This window comes from Rhizobium sp. 01N48, assembly GCF_056399145.1.
The window spans coordinates 116104-130139 of sequence record NZ_JBFTQT010000004.1 but is presented as its reverse complement, the minus strand read 5'-3'; the positions used below and the strand labels follow the sequence as shown (position 1 = coordinate 130139).

The 14036-nt window shown below is 60.8% G+C and carries 18 protein-coding genes; 10 read left to right on the top strand and 8 right to left on the bottom strand.

Annotated elements, in window-relative coordinates; translation table 11 throughout:
- The first annotated feature begins 12 nt into the window (after window positions 1-12).
- From AC1DOG_RS09835 to AC1DOG_RS09805, 7 genes are all read left to right on the top strand, one after another.
- Window positions 13-444 (top strand): TIGR02301 family protein, encoded by a 432-nt coding sequence (locus AC1DOG_RS09835; protein WP_477928145.1) that lies wholly within the window; start codon window positions 13-15, stop codon window positions 442-444.
- A gap of 100 nt (window positions 445-544) precedes the next feature.
- Window positions 545-802, top strand: a complete 258-nt coding sequence (locus tag AC1DOG_RS09830; RefSeq protein ID WP_018898795.1) for a hypothetical protein — start codon at window positions 545-547, stop codon at window positions 800-802.
- Window positions 803-815: 13 nt separating this feature from the next.
- Window positions 816-1553 (top strand): hypothetical protein, encoded by a 738-nt coding sequence (locus AC1DOG_RS09825; RefSeq protein WP_018898796.1) that lies wholly within the window; start codon window positions 816-818, stop codon window positions 1551-1553.
- Window positions 1554-1614: 61 nt separating this feature from the next.
- Window positions 1615-2451: a CAF17-like 4Fe-4S cluster assembly/insertion protein YgfZ gene (gene ygfZ / locus AC1DOG_RS09820; protein ID WP_477927654.1), complete on the top strand. Its 837-nt coding sequence runs from the start codon at window positions 1615-1617 to the stop codon at window positions 2449-2451.
- 29 nt (window positions 2452-2480) lie between these two features.
- Window positions 2481-3050, top strand: a complete 570-nt coding sequence (locus AC1DOG_RS09815; protein WP_477928143.1) for a YfbR-like 5'-deoxynucleotidase — start codon at window positions 2481-2483, stop codon at window positions 3048-3050.
- Window positions 3047-3568, top strand: a complete 522-nt coding sequence (locus AC1DOG_RS09810; RefSeq protein WP_477927652.1) for a tyrosine phosphatase family protein — start codon at window positions 3047-3049, stop codon at window positions 3566-3568. The genes AC1DOG_RS09815 and AC1DOG_RS09810 overlap by 4 nt, the downstream gene beginning before the upstream one ends.
- Window positions 3569-3650: 82 nt before the next feature.
- Window positions 3651-4460 carry a mechanosensitive ion channel family protein gene (locus AC1DOG_RS09805; protein ID WP_047513450.1) on the top strand — a complete coding sequence of 270 codons (810 nt, stop codon included), beginning with the start codon at window positions 3651-3653 and terminating at the stop codon, window positions 4458-4460.
- Between the two features lie 54 nt (window positions 4461-4514).
- Here the strand turns inward: AC1DOG_RS09805 and AC1DOG_RS09800 are convergent, their stop codons facing one another.
- Entirely contained in the window at window positions 4515-5030 is a 516-nt protein-coding gene (locus AC1DOG_RS09800; RefSeq protein WP_477927650.1) for a superoxide dismutase family protein, read from the bottom strand.
- A gap of 142 nt (window positions 5031-5172) precedes the next feature.
- The gene (locus AC1DOG_RS09795; RefSeq protein WP_113008433.1) at window positions 5173-5484 is read right to left on the bottom strand and encodes a hypothetical protein; all 312 of its coding nucleotides are present in this window, start codon (window positions 5482-5484) and stop codon (window positions 5173-5175) included.
- Window positions 5485-5937: 453 nt separating this feature from the next.
- On the opposite strand from AC1DOG_RS09795, the gene AC1DOG_RS09790 reads away from it, so the two are divergent.
- From AC1DOG_RS09790 to AC1DOG_RS09780, 3 genes are all read left to right on the top strand, one after another.
- Entirely contained in the window at window positions 5938-7728 is a 1791-nt protein-coding gene (locus tag AC1DOG_RS09790; RefSeq protein WP_477927647.1) for a putative bifunctional diguanylate cyclase/phosphodiesterase, read from the top strand.
- A gap of 66 nt (window positions 7729-7794) precedes the next feature.
- Complete coding sequence (locus AC1DOG_RS09785) at window positions 7795-8439, top strand: HD domain-containing protein (protein ID WP_477927645.1); 645 nt, start codon at window positions 7795-7797, stop codon at window positions 8437-8439.
- Window positions 8440-8449: 10 nt separating this feature from the next.
- On the top strand, window positions 8450-9304 hold the full coding sequence (locus AC1DOG_RS09780; protein ID WP_477927643.1) for an MOSC domain-containing protein: 855 nt from the start codon (window positions 8450-8452) through the stop codon (window positions 9302-9304).
- Window positions 9305-9311: 7 nt separating this feature from the next.
- Here AC1DOG_RS09780 and recO read toward each other — a convergent pair whose 3' ends face one another.
- The 6 genes from recO to lepB all read right to left on the bottom strand — a co-directional run bounded on the left by recO (window position 9312) and on the right by lepB (window position 14012).
- Window positions 9312-10052, bottom strand: coding sequence for a DNA repair protein RecO (gene recO, locus AC1DOG_RS09775; RefSeq protein ID WP_477927641.1), 741 nt, complete (start codon window positions 10050-10052; stop codon window positions 9312-9314).
- Window positions 10053-10117: 65 nt separating this feature from the next.
- Window positions 10118-10567, bottom strand: coding sequence for a response regulator (locus tag AC1DOG_RS09770; protein WP_477928141.1), 450 nt, complete (start codon window positions 10565-10567; stop codon window positions 10118-10120).
- A gap of 145 nt (window positions 10568-10712) precedes the next feature.
- Window positions 10713-11465: a Crp/Fnr family transcriptional regulator gene (locus AC1DOG_RS09765; RefSeq protein ID WP_477927639.1), complete on the bottom strand. Its 753-nt coding sequence runs from the start codon at window positions 11463-11465 to the stop codon at window positions 10713-10715.
- 137 nt (window positions 11466-11602) lie between these two features.
- Window positions 11603-12544, bottom strand: coding sequence for a GTPase Era (gene era, locus AC1DOG_RS09760; RefSeq protein ID WP_018898809.1), 942 nt, complete (start codon window positions 12542-12544; stop codon window positions 11603-11605).
- Window positions 12545-12552: 8 nt separating this feature from the next.
- Window positions 12553-13272: a ribonuclease III gene (gene rnc / locus AC1DOG_RS09755; RefSeq protein WP_112941366.1), complete on the bottom strand. Its 720-nt coding sequence runs from the start codon at window positions 13270-13272 to the stop codon at window positions 12553-12555.
- Window positions 13269-14012, bottom strand: a complete 744-nt coding sequence (lepB, locus tag AC1DOG_RS09750; protein ID WP_112941367.1) for a signal peptidase I — start codon at window positions 14010-14012, stop codon at window positions 13269-13271. The genes rnc and lepB overlap by 4 nt, the downstream gene beginning before the upstream one ends.
- Window positions 14013-14036: the final 24 nt, after the last annotated feature.

Genomic DNA, 14036 nt, shown 5'->3' with positions numbered 1-14036 from the left:
TCCAATACGCACATGATTCCCCTTCGCCGCGTTTTGTTGTGTGTTGTTCTTGGCGTCTCCACGGCGATACCGACATTTGTCTCGGCGCAGGGGCCGACAACGGTTGCGCCCGATGAACCGGTCGCGCCCAAGGATGTCGCCGTTCCCTATGACGACAAGCTTGGGCGGTTGGCCGAGGTGCTCGGGTCGGTGCATTATCTGAGAACGCTCTGCAAGGCTCAGAACGGCGAGGAATGGCGGGTGCGCATGCAGCAACTGCTTGATTCTGAAGCGAAAGATGAGCCCGCTCGGAAAGAGAAACTGACGGCGGCATTCAATCGCGGATACCGCGCCTTTGCCTCCGTTTATACCGATTGCACACCGGCGGCGATCATGGCAGAAGAACGCTACCGTAACGAAGGCGCAACACTCGCCACGGAAATTACGTCACGCTTTGGAAATTAACGATAAATTAACCTCTTTTTACAGGGGGACGTGTCGTTTTGGGAAAAGGCTGATAGTGTTGTTAACCAGACAGTAAGGCATGCAGTTCGAGGAAAAGCTAATGGAACCGAGCCTCAACGACATCGACGACATGATCGTCCACGAAAAGATGCAGGCGGCGCTGGAGTACCATAACGAAGCCTGGGCCGACGGCATGGCCGACGGTATCGAACCCGAGATCATCGCTGACACGGCGATCATTCACGCGCTTCGCGAAACCATTCGCCTGCACGGCGAAAAGAACGCGGAAGCCTTGCTGGAATCGTTGCGAGAACGCATGCTGGCCGGTGAGTTTTCTCCGACCCGCACCCTGCAATAACACAGAGAGTTCCATGCGCACCGATATGAACAATGCTTCGCGGCCCGCGATCGCGCCGCTTTTGCTTGCAATCAGCCTCGGTGCCAGCAGCCTGATGAGCGCCCCATCGGCGTTTGCGCTGTCAGAGCTGCAAAAGACCCCCACCGCTTCCGATGGCACATCCACCGACAAGCCGCCAAGCGCGCCGGACGCATCGTCAGGCGTGCCCGCGCCCGGCCCCGTCATCAGCAAGCCGGCGGGCCAGAGCCCCGACACGACGCCTGGCGCGCAGGACAGCTCCAAGCCGGTCGAGGTTCTCTACGACATCAGCAAGGTGCCGGAACCGGTTCGCCACATGCGTGAGCAGATCGTCGAAGCCGCCGCCTCCGGCGATCTGGAGCGGCTGCGGCCGCTGTTCGGCACCGGCGCGACGCAGACGCAGGTTAGCGTCGGCGAGGCAACAGACGATCCGATCGGCGCGTTGAAGGATCTCTCCGGCGATCCCGATGGCGACGAGATCCTGGCGATCATTCTCGACATTATCTCGACGGGCTTCGTCCATGTTGGACAAGGCACCCCTGACGAGATGTATGTCTGGCCCTATTTCGCGGAAAAAGACCTGAAGAAGCTGACGCCACCCGAGCGCGTCGAGCTCTTGCGCATCGTCACCGCCGGCGATCTTGCCGACATGCAGGAATTCGGCGGCTACAATTTCTATCGCCTCGGCATCACCGCCGACGGCAAATGGAAGTTCTTCACCGCCGGCGACTGATGCTTGCGATCCCCGCTCCGCCGACATACTTCTGAGCGATAACAACGCGACAGGTGCGCCCATGCCATCCGTATTTCTGAAAGATCGCGCGCTCATCCGGGTGAGCGGCGCCGAGGCCCAGTCCTTTCTGCAGAACCTGATCACCACCGATATCGTGTCGCTGGATGCAGCCGAGGCACGCCCCGGCGCTTTGCTGACACCGCAGGGCAAGATCCTGTTCGATTTCATGATCTGGCGCGATGGCGACGACTTCATCATCGAGACCGACGAAAGCCAACGCGAGGCGCTGACGAAGCGGCTGACGATGTATAAACTTCGTGCTGCCGTAGCACTTGCCGCCGAGGGCAATGGCGTGACCGTCTCGTGGGATGACGTGTCGACCGATGGCTTCAAGGACAGCCGATTCGCCAAGGCGGGCATCGACGTTTTCCGCCGCCCGGGCGAGCACGGCAGCGACGCTGTCGCGCTTTACGACGCGCTGCGCGCCGCGCACGGCGTTGCCGTTTCCGGCTCCGATTACGCGCTTCAGGACGCCTTTCCGCATGACGTGCTGATGGACCTGAATGGCGGGCTCTCGTTCAAGAAGGGCTGCTATGTCGGCCAGGAAGTGGTTTCGCGCATGCAGCACCGGGGAACGGCGCGCCGGCGCGTCGTGACCGTGAGCAGCGTAGACCCGCTTCCCGCCTCCGGCACGGAAATCACCGCCAATGGCAAGCCCGTTGGCACGCTCGGCTCGGTCTCGGGCCATAGCGGGCTCGCCATCGTCCGAATCGATCGTGCCGGTGAGGCGATGTCGGCGGGCACGCCGCTGCTTGCCGGCGACGTTGCCGTGACTGTCGCTCTGCCCGCATGGTCCGCGCTCGTTTTTCCGGCTGCGTCCGATGAGGCCAGCGCTTGACGACGAAGGCTCCCCGCGCCTGGCAGCGCATGCTTTCCGGGCGCAGGCTCGACCTACTCGACCCCTCGCCTCTCGATGTCGAGGTGAGCGATATCGCCCACGGCCTGGCGCGTGTTGCCCGCTGGAACGGGCAGACATCGGGCGACCACGCCTTTTCGGTCGCGCAGCACAGTCTTGTTGTCGAGGACATCTTCCGGCGGCTGAACGAGGCGACGCCGGACCAGTGCCTGATGGCGCTGCTTCACGACGCGCCGGAATATGTCATCGGCGACATGATCTCGCCCTTCAAATCCGTGGTCGGTGGCGGCTACAAGACCGTCGAGAAGCGGCTGGAGGCGGCGATCCACCTGCGGTTTGGACTGCCTCCACATGCGTCCCGCGAACTCAAGGACAACATCAAGAAGGCCGATACGATCGCAGCCTATTTCGAGGCTTCGCAACTGGCCGGGTTCAGTGCCAGCGAGGCGCAGAAGCTTTTCGGCCAGCCGCGCGGGATCACCAAGGAGATGCTCTTGTTGACGCCGCTGCCGGCAATCGAGTCGCAGCGGCTTTTCTGCGAGCGCTTCGCCGTGATCGACGGGCTGCGAGGGAAATCATGACCTCGATCGTCGTGGCTCCGCTTGCCCGGATCGCCGAGATGGCCGTGCGGCACCGCGCCCGCGAAATGATCAGCCTGATGGCGAAGGAGCAGAGCTTCCATCGCCCGGCGGTCGTCCAGGCGCACCGGCATCTGCTGCTCCACATGAACGACATTGCCTTCAAGGGCACGGGCAATCTCGTGGCGCCCGATGAAACGCATGTGCGGGAGATCATCGACTTTTCCGCGGAGTGGGATCAGACGGCGCCGCTTATCGTTCATTGCTGGATGGGCGTATCGCGCTCGCCGGCCGCGGCCGTGATCGCGGCCTTGTCGCTGAGGCCGGACCAGAGCGAAGAGGCGCTGGCGCAGCGTCTGCGCGCGGCCTCGCCCTATGCCACGCCGAACATGCGGATTATCGAGATCGGCGATCAACTGCTTGGCCGCGATGGGCGACTCATAAGGGCGATCAAGGCGATCGGCCGTGGCGCCGATGCCGATGGAAACGCGCCCTTCGTGCTTGCGCTTGACGAAGCGTGACTGACTTAAACGGTTGACGCGCCTGCCTTCTGTCCCATCTACGCAGGTCAACCGATAATCATTTCAGATATTTGGCGAGATCATGGAACAACAGGCAACCGACGTAATCGTGGCAACCCGAACGGCTCTGAGCCAGGCGAGCGCGCTTGCGGTCCAATATTCATTCTCCATCCTCGGCGCGCTCATCCTGCTTGTGCTGGGTTGGTTGATGGCGAGCTTCGTCAGCCGCTGGGCGTTCGAGGGCATCTCGCGGGTTCGTGGGATCGACGAGACGCTGGCGCGTTTCTTCACCAATGTCCTGCACTACGCGCTGCTGATTCTGGTGTTCATCACCGTGCTCGGCCAGTTCGGCGTGCAGACGGCCTCGATCATCGCGGCTCTTGGTGCTGCAGGCTTGGCCATCGGCCTGGCGTTGCAGGGCACGCTGCAGAACATCGCTGCGGGCATCATGTTGCTGATCCTGCGGCCATTCCGGGTGGGCGAATATATCGCCACCGGCAGCGTCGCCGGCACCGTGCGTGAGATCGGGCTGTTCGCGACCGAGTTCCGCACCGCCGATGGACTTTACCTGCTGGCGCCGAATTCGACGCTCTGGAACACACCGATCACCAATTACAGCCGCGAGAAGACGCGCAAAAACGATCTCACCATCAATGTGCGCGCTGGCGACGATGTCGATCTGGCGATGAAGACACTGACGGATATCGCAAAGGCCGATTCGCGCGTGGAGAAATCGCCGCAGCCGAAGACCTATATCGATGCGGTGACGTCGGACAAGATCACGCTGACGCTGCGCTACTGGGCGAAGACCGGCGAATGGGACGATGCGCGCCGCGAGATTCTCGGCCGCGTGAAGGCCAGCTTCGACGAGAAGGGCCTACCGATTCTTTAAGAGGCGACCGCCAGGTTGGCGGCCACCTCTAACTCTGCCATCGCAGGGTGAATGCTACTTGATGACGGCGCAGGCAAGCCTAGCGCCGGCATCGCCAGCCGGCTGGCTGCGGTAGTCATCGGAATTTTCGTGGATCATCAGGGCGCGGCCGCGAATGCCGTTGTCCTTGCCGTCGAGCGTGACCATCCCATCGAAGACCTGCGCTCTCAGCACACCGTCCTGCCCGACATACTGGTTCGGCATGTCGCCGGCATGCGGGCCCTTGGCGGCGAGCAGACCATGCTCGGCCTTGGTGGGGTTGAAGTGCTTGCCGGCCGATTCGTGATGGCTGGCGGCATCGCATTTGCCGGTTTCGTGGACGTGGAATGCGACCCACTTGTTGGCCGGCAGACCGGACACTTCAAGCTCGATCAAGACGCCACCGGCAGCGGCGGCCGTCAATGTGGCGCGGCCATCGTCCTTGCCGTCGGCGCCGACGAAGTTCGCCTGCGCGGTCTGCTTGTCCTGCGCGACGGCAACGGTCGCCAAGGCCGCGACGGTCGCGAATGTCATGAATAGAAGTCGTTTCATCGTTTTCCCTCCTCTTGGCCCTCTGTGACAAACGCATCCCGCGTGTGGGTGTTCCAAGCGGCTGGTGCTCCGGGTAACAGCAGACAAAGAAAAAGCCGACCAACCGGCCGGCTTCATCTTTAATCAATGCAGGAATGAGCGATCAGGACGCGATGTCGAGATCGTACTGGCCATAGGTGTTCTGATAGAGAACATTGGCCGAACTTGCCTGGCTTTCATAACCGGAGCTCAACGCGCCGGACTGACGTGCGCTCATCATGAATGCAAGCACGCCATTCGACAGCTTAGGCGCTTCCTGGGTATTCTGGGACTGGCTCGCAACGGACAGGATTCCCGGCTTCTCATCAGCCGCACGCTCACTCCGGCTCAACACGCCGTCACTGTTGGAATCCAATCTCGAAAGAGTGCCGAGATACGCATAGGACGTATCAACTGCAGACGAAATACGGTTCATACAAACCTCCGTTCACCGCATTACCGATGATTGTTTGTACGCAATACGAATAGGGAAAAATCAGAACTAAGCCGGTGGTTAAACTGATTTGCGAGGCCGGTCAATAAGTTGTTAATGCCGCATTAACCATGATTGACAAAATCTGACCTTTTGATCGCTGCCGACGCTCGGCTTCGATCCACCGGAAGACGCCGGGCGGGAGGGTGCACGCGAGCTAATAAATATAGCGCTATTGATATATCTTTTTTCGAGGGAACCAAATATTAATGCGACCAAAGGATTATGCCCGCTGGATTTACCGCACAAAATCAACCTTCGATTGCAATTTTATATTGCCCTAAATGCTTCAGGAATGTCTTCGCATGTCGCGTGTGCCACACGGGATCTCAACATCAAGGCAGTCAGTTCGTTTTAGCCTGTTCGCGCTTTCGTGTGCGACGGAGAGCGGCGTCCATGGAAGCTGAAGCGCTCTTCAAGCGCCAATGCGCGGCATCTCTGAATGAAGACGGCACGGCCGACGGGCAGCGCCTGATCAAGCTCGTTCTGGATACCTACCGCAAGGCGAACCGGAACCTTGCCGAACAGAGCCGCCTTCTTGAAATCGTCCTCAACCACCTGCCGCTTGGCCTGTGCATTTTCGATTCAAGCCAGAGACTTGTCGTTTCGAACATCCGCTTCCAGCAATTGTTCGGGCTGACGGGAGAGGACACACAAGCCGGGACATCGATCAATTCACTGATAGCGAAGATCGACGGACTGGAGAAGCAGGACGTCAGAGCCGCCAGCCCCGAAAGCCGGCCCGATGCGGGGCGTATCCGCCGCCGCGAATGGGAGATGAATGACGGCCGTATCATTCAAAGCGTCGTCACCGTGCTTCCCGATGGCAGCAACATCTCCATTCACGCCGATATCACCGAAGACCGAAAGGCAGCCGACCGCATCGCGTTCCTGGCGCATCACGACCCCCTCACCGGATTGCCCAACCGCATCCGGTTCCGTGAACAGCTGGACACGGCACTTGCGGCGCGCAAGGCCGATGATCAGATCGCGCTCATCCACCTCAATCTCGATCGCTTCAAGTCCGTCAACAACACGCTCGGCGTTTCGGCGGGCGACAAGATTCTGCGGCAGGTCGCCGATCGTTTGCGCGCCCTTGCAGGCAAGAGCAATATTCTCGCACGCTTGGGATCCGACGAATTTGCCATCCTGCAACATGGGCGTGAGCAGCCGTGGAATGTCATGGCGCTCGCCGACCAAATCAGGCGCGAGCTCTCGGCGCCCTTCTTCCGTGGCGACAAAGCCGTCGAACTCAGCGTGTCCATGGGGATCGCCATATGCCCCAAGGACGGCACGGAGACCGAACTGCTGCTGAAACATGCCGGAGTGGCACTGTCACATGCCAAGAGCGGCGGCAGACGCGGCGAGCGCTTCTTCACCTCGGAGATGGAGGCGCAGCTCGAATCGAGGCGAGCGCTTGAAGCGGATCTGCGCAGGGCCATCCACAACGAGGAATTCGAGCTTCACTACCAACCGCTCTATGATATGGCCGAACGGCGCATCTGCGGTTTCGAGGCCCTGCTTCGCTGGAACCACCCAACACGCGGCCGGATCGCACCGTTGGAGTTCATTCCCTTGGCCGAAGAGGTCGGGCTTATCGTCGATATCGGGCGATGGGTGCTCAAGCGCGCCTGCATGGACGCCGTTACCTGGCCTACCGATATCAAGGTCGCCGTCAACGTTTCGGCCATTCAATTTATCTCCAGCGACCTGGAAGACGATGTCTCCGCAGCGCTTGCGGTATCCGAGCTCTCACCGGGGCGGTTGGAAATCGAGATCACCGAGAGCGTCCTGATGGAGAACCGCGAAGAAGCGCTGCCGATCCTGCACGCGCTTCGCCAGCGCGGCATCCGTATCTCCATGGACGATTTCGGCACCGGCTATTCGTCGCTGAGCTATCTGAGCAGCTTCCCCTTCGACAAGATCAAGATCGACAAGTCCTTCGTCAACGACATCGTGGACAACAAGGAAGCCTTCGCGATCATGCGCGCCATCATTCTGCTCGGCGATGCGCTTGGCATGCGCGTCACCGTCGAGGGCGTGGAAACGGCGCAGCAGCAGGATCTGCTCGCTCAAGAAGCGTGCGACGAGATTCAGGGTTATCACATCAGCTCTCCCCGCCCCGCCTTCGACGTGCCCAAGATGCTCGCAGGCGCCCACGCAGATGGCAAAGCCCAGGCGGTGTGACACCGCATTGCGACTCGTCACCGCCCGCTCTAAGAGAGGCGGTCTCCGTCTACTCCTGGTGCGCACATGAAAGAGGCTCAGGCCTTCCGTCCCCACGAAACGCTCGCCGAAGCGCTTATCCCGCATTCGCACGAAGGCGACGATGGTTCGCATGATCTCGCGCATATCCTGCGCGTCTTCAAGAACGCCATGCGCATCCAGGCAAGCGGAGGCGGAGATGGGCGCATTCTTGCCGCTGCCGTTTTGCTGCATGATTGCGTGGCCGTGGAGAAGAGCTCGCCGCTCAGAGCCCAGGCGTCCGCGCTTGCTGCCGAGAAAGCCTCTGGAGTGCTGGCAGACCTTGGATGGTCGAAGGACGACATTGCCGCCGTCGCTCATGCGATCCTGACGCACAGCTTCTCGGCCAATATCGAGCCAGAGACGCTGGAAGCTAGGATACTGCAGGATGCAGACCGGCTGGATGCGATCGGCATGGTCGGCGCGGGCCGCTGCTTCTATATCGGCGGACGCATGGCGTCGTCGCTTTACGACCCGCTCGACCCGGCTGGAAACGATCGACCGCTTGACGACCGGCGTTATGTCATCGACCATTTCCAGACGAAACTGTTCAAGCTGGCCGATGGGTTCAAGACGGCCGCTGGTCGGGCGCTCGCGGCGGAACGCGACAAGAGGCTGCGGGATTTTCTCGACGCCTTCATGGACGAAATCTAGGAGGACTTACATGCGCGTCAGCGATCTCTTCATCTATCCGCTCAAGAGCGCGCGTGGCATCGCGCTTCAAAGCACCGAGATCAATGCCTTCGGCCTGCCCGGCGACCGGCGCGCGATGCTGATCAATCCGGATGGGAGCTTCATTACCCAGCGCGAAATGACGGATCTGGCGCGGCTCGATGTTCGTCAGGAAGCCACGGGCTTCCAGCTCGGCATGAACGGTGAAGAGCTGTTCGTTCCCCTGCCCGATGGCAGCCAGCGCATCGATGTCTCGATCTGGAAGTCTGTCGTCAACGCCGCAATCGCCGACGACCAATCCAACCAAGTGCTCTCGCGCTGGTTCGGCCGGGATCTCAAGTTCGTGTTCTTCGACGAGGACGCCAATCGCATCGCGAGCCCCGAGTGGGCAGGCGACGACACGCCGGTGACTTTCGCGGACGGCTACCAGATCCTGGTGACCACGACAGGGTCGCTGAAGGCGCTCAATGCCGATATCGAGGCTCACGGTGAAGGCAGCGTCGGGATGGAGCGGTTCCGGCCGAACATCGTCATCGATACGGACGAAGCCTGGCCGGAGGATCGCTGGGCGGCCATCGAAATCGGTGGCATCCGCTTCGATCTGGTGAAGCCGTGCGCGCGCTGTATCATGACAACGCAGGACCAGCACACGGGCTCTCGCGAGGTCGCGAACCCGATGCCGGCCATGGGACGCATCCGCATGTCGGCAGACCGGCGTGTTCCCGGCCCGCTGTTCGGTTGGAACGTCACGCCACGCGCGGCGGGCGCGATTGCGATCGGCGATACGGTGAACGTGCTCGACGAGCGGCCGGATGGATGGGCGTTCAAGGTGCGCAAGCGCGCCTGAATTTAGGCTAAGCAGCGGCGGGCTTCAGCGCCTTGAGCGCGGCCTGCACGAAGCCTTCACGGGCTGTCGACGGTTCAAGGCCGCGCGGCTCGTAGACGTGTCGGTGCAGGAAGAAGGCCGTCAGGCGAAATGCTTCGGACAGACTTTCGAAATCGGCGGCCTGTCGCTTTTCCACGGATAGAAACGACGGCAAGGCGAACATCCTGTCGGCCCAGGGCGCGCCGGCTGCGCGGCTGACAGCGCGACCCGACTTCGGCGAGACATAGGCAAGATCGGAGCGGGTGCCGGTTGCGGCGCATTCGTTGAGATCCAGCCCAAAACCGAGATCGTTGAGCACCGCGAGTTCGAAGCGAACGAACAATTCGCCCGCATCGGCTGGGTTATCGAGATTGTCGAGGATGACTTCCAGCGCCTCGAAGAGATGCGGATGCGGATCGCGCTCCGGCAGAAGCCTGAGCAAGGCGCCCATGGCCTGGACGCCGTAAACCGCGGTCGCCGTTTCCATCAGCCGCGCGGCGCGCAGCGTGAGGGGTTCGATCTTGAACTCACCCATATGCTCATCGAGACGCGCGCGCCAGGTGACCTCGACCTCGTTCCCAGGCTGCAGCACCGGCTGCATGGCGCGCGAACGTCCGGATCGCACCATGCCCAGGTGACGGCCGCGATCCGGCGTCATCACCTCGGTGATCACGCTTGTCTCGCCATGGCGCCGAACGCCAAGAATGATTGCACGACCTTGCCACTGCATTAAAAATCGACCTTCCGACCACGCGCTATCCTAACGCATGGCGCAAGCCCTGTCATGAAAGCCTATCAGGACTCGGAGGGGAAAAGCCGGCGCAGGAAGTCCCGCATCGCATCTTCGTCGAACGGCTTGACGAGGAGCGGCCTGTTTTGCAGGTCTTCTGGAAAATCCAGGGTATCGGAATAGCCGCTGACGAAGCCGAAGGGGATTTCGGCGGCGACCAGCCGGCGGGCGAAATCGAAGCTCATGACCTCGCCGAGATTGACGTCAAGCAGGGCGAAATCATAGCTGTCGGCCTGGATCGCCTCATTGGCCTGCTCGACGCTATTGCAAATATCGATGGTCTCGACACCGACGGCACGCAGAATGTCTTCCGCCTCCATCGCGATGATCAAGCTATCCTCGAGAACCAGAACACGTCTTGCGACCATGATCAGAAAGCCCTCTTCCGGGCGCCGCCATCGACGCACCATGTATCCCAAAATCGCATTTCTACCCCTGACAACCCACGGCCTCAGCCGAGAATTTCACGCCGCCTATGCTTGCATAGCCGCTTTTTCAGTCCCGGTCGATATTAGCGAATCTCGACACAAGAATGGCTCGTGCTGGACATTAGGGTCCGGCCCTGGAATTTGCATTTAAAAAAGACATAGATAGAACCGCTTAGAGGAAGGGGCGCACCCTTTCGTCGAGCCCATCCCAGGCAGCAATTTTGGCGAGCGTTTCGCCATCCAGCACCTCGCAGGCGCGCTCCTGCCAGCGGATCAGATTGCGCGAAGCGAGCTTTTTCAAGGTCTTGTTGGTGTGCACGATCGAGAGGCCGAGCGTGTCGGCGATGTGCTGCTGGGTGATCGGGATGGCGCTGTGGCCGTTGAAGAGATTGAGCTGCTTGCCGCGCTGGTAAAGGAAGGCGATTAGGTAGGCGGCGCGCTCCAGCGCCGTTCGCCGGCCGATGCTCAACAGGTGCTCGTCGAGCATCCGCTCTTCCTGCGCCGCCATCCAGGTGATGTCGAAGGCCAGCGACGGATGCTTGTTGTAGAGCGTCATCAGCTTGTCGCGCTCGAAGACGCAGAGCGAGACCGGCGACAGCGCCTCGATCGAATGCTGCATCTCACCCATGATGGTGCCCTGAAGGCCGATCAGATCGCCGGGCATGATGTAGTTCAGGATCTGGCGCCGGCCGTCTTCGAGCGTCTTGTAGCGAAAGCCCCAGCCGGACAGCACCGTGAACAGGTGGGCGCTATGGGCGCCTTCGACCAGGATCGTGGCGCCTGCATCGGCCGCCAGTTCACCCTTCTTGAACTTGGAAATGAAGCCCAGCTCGTCGGCGGTGAACTCGCGGAAATGCGGCAGCGGCCGCAAGGGACACTGTTCGCAGGGTGTCTTGAACGAATGCGTCGGCCGTGATGTCGCCATGCGTGTCCCATAATCCAGAAAAAGCGGCGCCCCGAAATCGGGACGCCGCTCTTAAAGAACTCATCACTTGCAACTTTGTTCCATCGGCCCTTGAATTTTTCCAAGGAAACGAGGGACTTGCGGGGTCGTCGCGCCGCTTACTGGCGCGGGAATTCCAGGCCCATTTCGCGGAAGCGTTCGGGATCGTCGCCCCAGTTCTCGCGCACCTTCACGAAGAGGAAGAGGTGCACGGTCTGCTCGAGGATTTCCGACAACTCCTTGCGCGATGCGGTGGAGATTGCCTTGATCGCTTCGCCGTTCTTGCCGAGAGCGATCTTCTTCTGGCTATCGCGCTCGACGTAGATCACCTGCTCGATGCGAACGGATCCATCCTTGCGCTCTTCCCACTTTTCCGTCTCGACATGCGAGGCGTAGGGTAGCTCCTGATGCAGGCGCAGGAACAACTTCTCGCGGGTGATTTCGGCGGCCAGCTGACGCATCGGCAGATCGGAGATCTGGTCTTCCGGATAATACCACGGCCCCTCGGGAAGCGTCTTGGCGAGATAGTCCATGACGTCGTCACAGCCCGAACCGTTTTCGGCCGAGATCATGAAGGTCTGGTCGAAAGCGACGTATTCGTTGGCGGCGGAGGCCAGAGCCAGCAGATCCTCGCGCTTGACGCGGTCGATCTTGTTGAGAGCGAGGATCTTGCGCTGGGGCACGTCCTTCAGGCTCTCAAGGATCTTCTCGGCGTCGCCGCGCAGGCCACGCTCGCTGTCGATCAGGAGCATGATGATATCGGCATCCTTGGCGCCGCCCCAGGCGGAGGTCACCATGGCCCTATCGAGCCGGCGACGCGGCTTGAAGATACCAGGCGTGTCCATGAAGACGATCTGGGCGTTGTCATGGGTGGCGATGCCGCGGATGACCGCGCGCGTCGTCTGCACCTTGTGGCTGACGATCGAGACCTTGGCGCCAACCAGGCGGTTCAGCAAAGTCGACTTGCCGGCATTGGTCGGCCCAATCAGGGCGACGAAGCCGGAATGCGTCGGGCCAGCGGGTTCAGCGGCGCTATCCGCGATGTCGTGTTCTTCGGTCATTGTTCCCGTCAATTTCCGGCAGACGATTTCTGCCAAATGCCTTCGCGTTCGAGCATCTTGGTTGCGGCCACCTGCTCGGCGGCTCGCTTGGAGCGCTCGACGCCCGTTTCCGGCTTCACGCCGGCGACTTCGACCGTCACCGTGAAGCGCGGATCATGATCCGGTCCGGTGCGTTCTTCAACCCGGTAGTTTGGCGTCACGCCGAATTTGGCATGCGACCATTCCTGCAGTTCCGTCTTGGCGTCGCGCCTCGCGCCATCGGCGCGCACCGCCCGCTTTTCCCAATACTTCACGATGAAGTGGCGCGCGACCTCGAGGCCGGCATCGAGATAGATAGCGGCGATCAGGCTTTCGACGACGTCGGCGCGGACATTCATCATGCGCTTGCCGGTAAGCTTCTTCACGTCGGCACCGGTGCGGATGTAGAGATGCAGGCCAAGCTCGTCGGCGACTTCGGCGCAGGTATCGGCGCTCACCAACTGGTTCAGGCGGACAGAGAGTTCGCCTTCAGTGGCGGTGCCGAAGGTCCTGAAAAGCATCTCGGCGACACACAGGCCAAGGACCCGGTCGCCAAGAAATTCAAGCCGTTCGTAGTTCGCGCCCTTCTGGGTGCGGGCGCTTGCATGCGTCAGCGCACGATCGAGGCGCTCCTTCTCGGCAAAGACATGGCCGATCAGCGCCTCGAGCTTTGTTCGGTCAGCCGCCGAAAGCGTCGGCGACTTGCTCATTCAACGCCCTTGAACAGTCGGTCCCAACGCATATTGGAAGGCCACTTCCAGATTTCGCGGAAGGAGGTGTCGTTGCCGAGCGAGAAGAAGATGATGCTGGCACGACCAACCAGGTTTTCAGCCGGGACGAAGCCGACGTCGAAGCGGCTGTCGAGCGAGTTGTCGCGGTTGTCGCCCATCATGAAGTAGTGACCTTCGGGAACGATGAACTCGCGGGTGTTGTCGCCGCGCGATACCGGAGACTGGTCGAGCGTGTCGTACGTCACACCGTTATCAAGGGTTTCGCGGAAAACCGGAACGTCCTGGCCCGGATCCTGCGCGTAATCGGAGTTGAACGTGCCGTCCGGCACCTTCGGAACAGCCTTGCCGTTCACGTAAAGCACGCCATCGGTGACTTGGATATGGTCGCCGGGAAGACCAACGAGACGCTTGATGTAATCGACATCGGGGTTCGGCGGGAAGCGGAAGACGACGACGTCGCCGCGCTTCGGCTCGCTTGCGAAGATACGACCGCTGAACAGGTTCGGAGAGAACGGCAGGGAATACTTCGAGTAGCCGTAAGAAAACTTGTTGACGAAGATATAGTCGCCAACAAGAAGCGTCGGCATCATCGAGCCCGAGGGAATGGTGAATGGCTGGAACAGGACCGTGCGGATGACCATCGCCAAGACCAATGCCTGGACGATGACCTTGATGTTCTCCCAGAGGGCGTTCGGCTTGGCTTGAACTTTTTCGGACACGCAGTCTATTCCTTCAGAGCGCCA

Coding starts and splice junctions, on each gene's coding strand:
- AC1DOG_RS09795 (WP_113008433.1), bottom strand. CDS start 5,484: ATGAACCGTATTTCGTCTGCAGTTGATACGTCCTATGCGTATCTCGGC.
- AC1DOG_RS09765 (WP_477927639.1), bottom strand. CDS start 11,465: ATGGCGACATCACGGCCGACGCATTCGTTCAAGACACCCTGCGAACAG.
- recO (WP_477927641.1), bottom strand. CDS start 10,052: ATGCAGTGGCAAGGTCGTGCAATCATTCTTGGCGTTCGGCGCCATGGC.
- AC1DOG_RS09810 (WP_477927652.1), top strand. CDS start 3,047: ATGACCTCGATCGTCGTGGCTCCGCTTGCCCGGATCGCCGAGATGGCC.
- AC1DOG_RS09835 (WP_477928145.1), top strand. CDS start 13: ATGATTCCCCTTCGCCGCGTTTTGTTGTGTGTTGTTCTTGGCGTCTCC.
- AC1DOG_RS09800 (WP_477927650.1), bottom strand. CDS start 5,030: ATGAAACGACTTCTATTCATGACATTCGCGACCGTCGCGGCCTTGGCG.
- AC1DOG_RS09805 (WP_047513450.1), top strand. CDS start 3,651: ATGGAACAACAGGCAACCGACGTAATCGTGGCAACCCGAACGGCTCTG.
- AC1DOG_RS09815 (WP_477928143.1), top strand. CDS start 2,481: ATGCTTTCCGGGCGCAGGCTCGACCTACTCGACCCCTCGCCTCTCGAT.
- era (WP_018898809.1), bottom strand. CDS start 12,544: ATGACCGAAGAACACGACATCGCGGATAGCGCCGCTGAACCCGCTGGC.
- AC1DOG_RS09785 (WP_477927645.1), top strand. CDS start 7,795: ATGAAAGAGGCTCAGGCCTTCCGTCCCCACGAAACGCTCGCCGAAGCG.
- AC1DOG_RS09825 (WP_018898796.1), top strand. CDS start 816: ATGCGCACCGATATGAACAATGCTTCGCGGCCCGCGATCGCGCCGCTT.
- AC1DOG_RS09780 (WP_477927643.1), top strand. CDS start 8,450: ATGCGCGTCAGCGATCTCTTCATCTATCCGCTCAAGAGCGCGCGTGGC.
- rnc (WP_112941366.1), bottom strand. CDS start 13,272: ATGAGCAAGTCGCCGACGCTTTCGGCGGCTGACCGAACAAAGCTCGAG.
- AC1DOG_RS09830 (WP_018898795.1), top strand. CDS start 545: ATGGAACCGAGCCTCAACGACATCGACGACATGATCGTCCACGAAAAG.
- ygfZ (WP_477927654.1), top strand. CDS start 1,615: ATGCCATCCGTATTTCTGAAAGATCGCGCGCTCATCCGGGTGAGCGGC.
- AC1DOG_RS09790 (WP_477927647.1), top strand. CDS start 5,938: ATGGAAGCTGAAGCGCTCTTCAAGCGCCAATGCGCGGCATCTCTGAAT.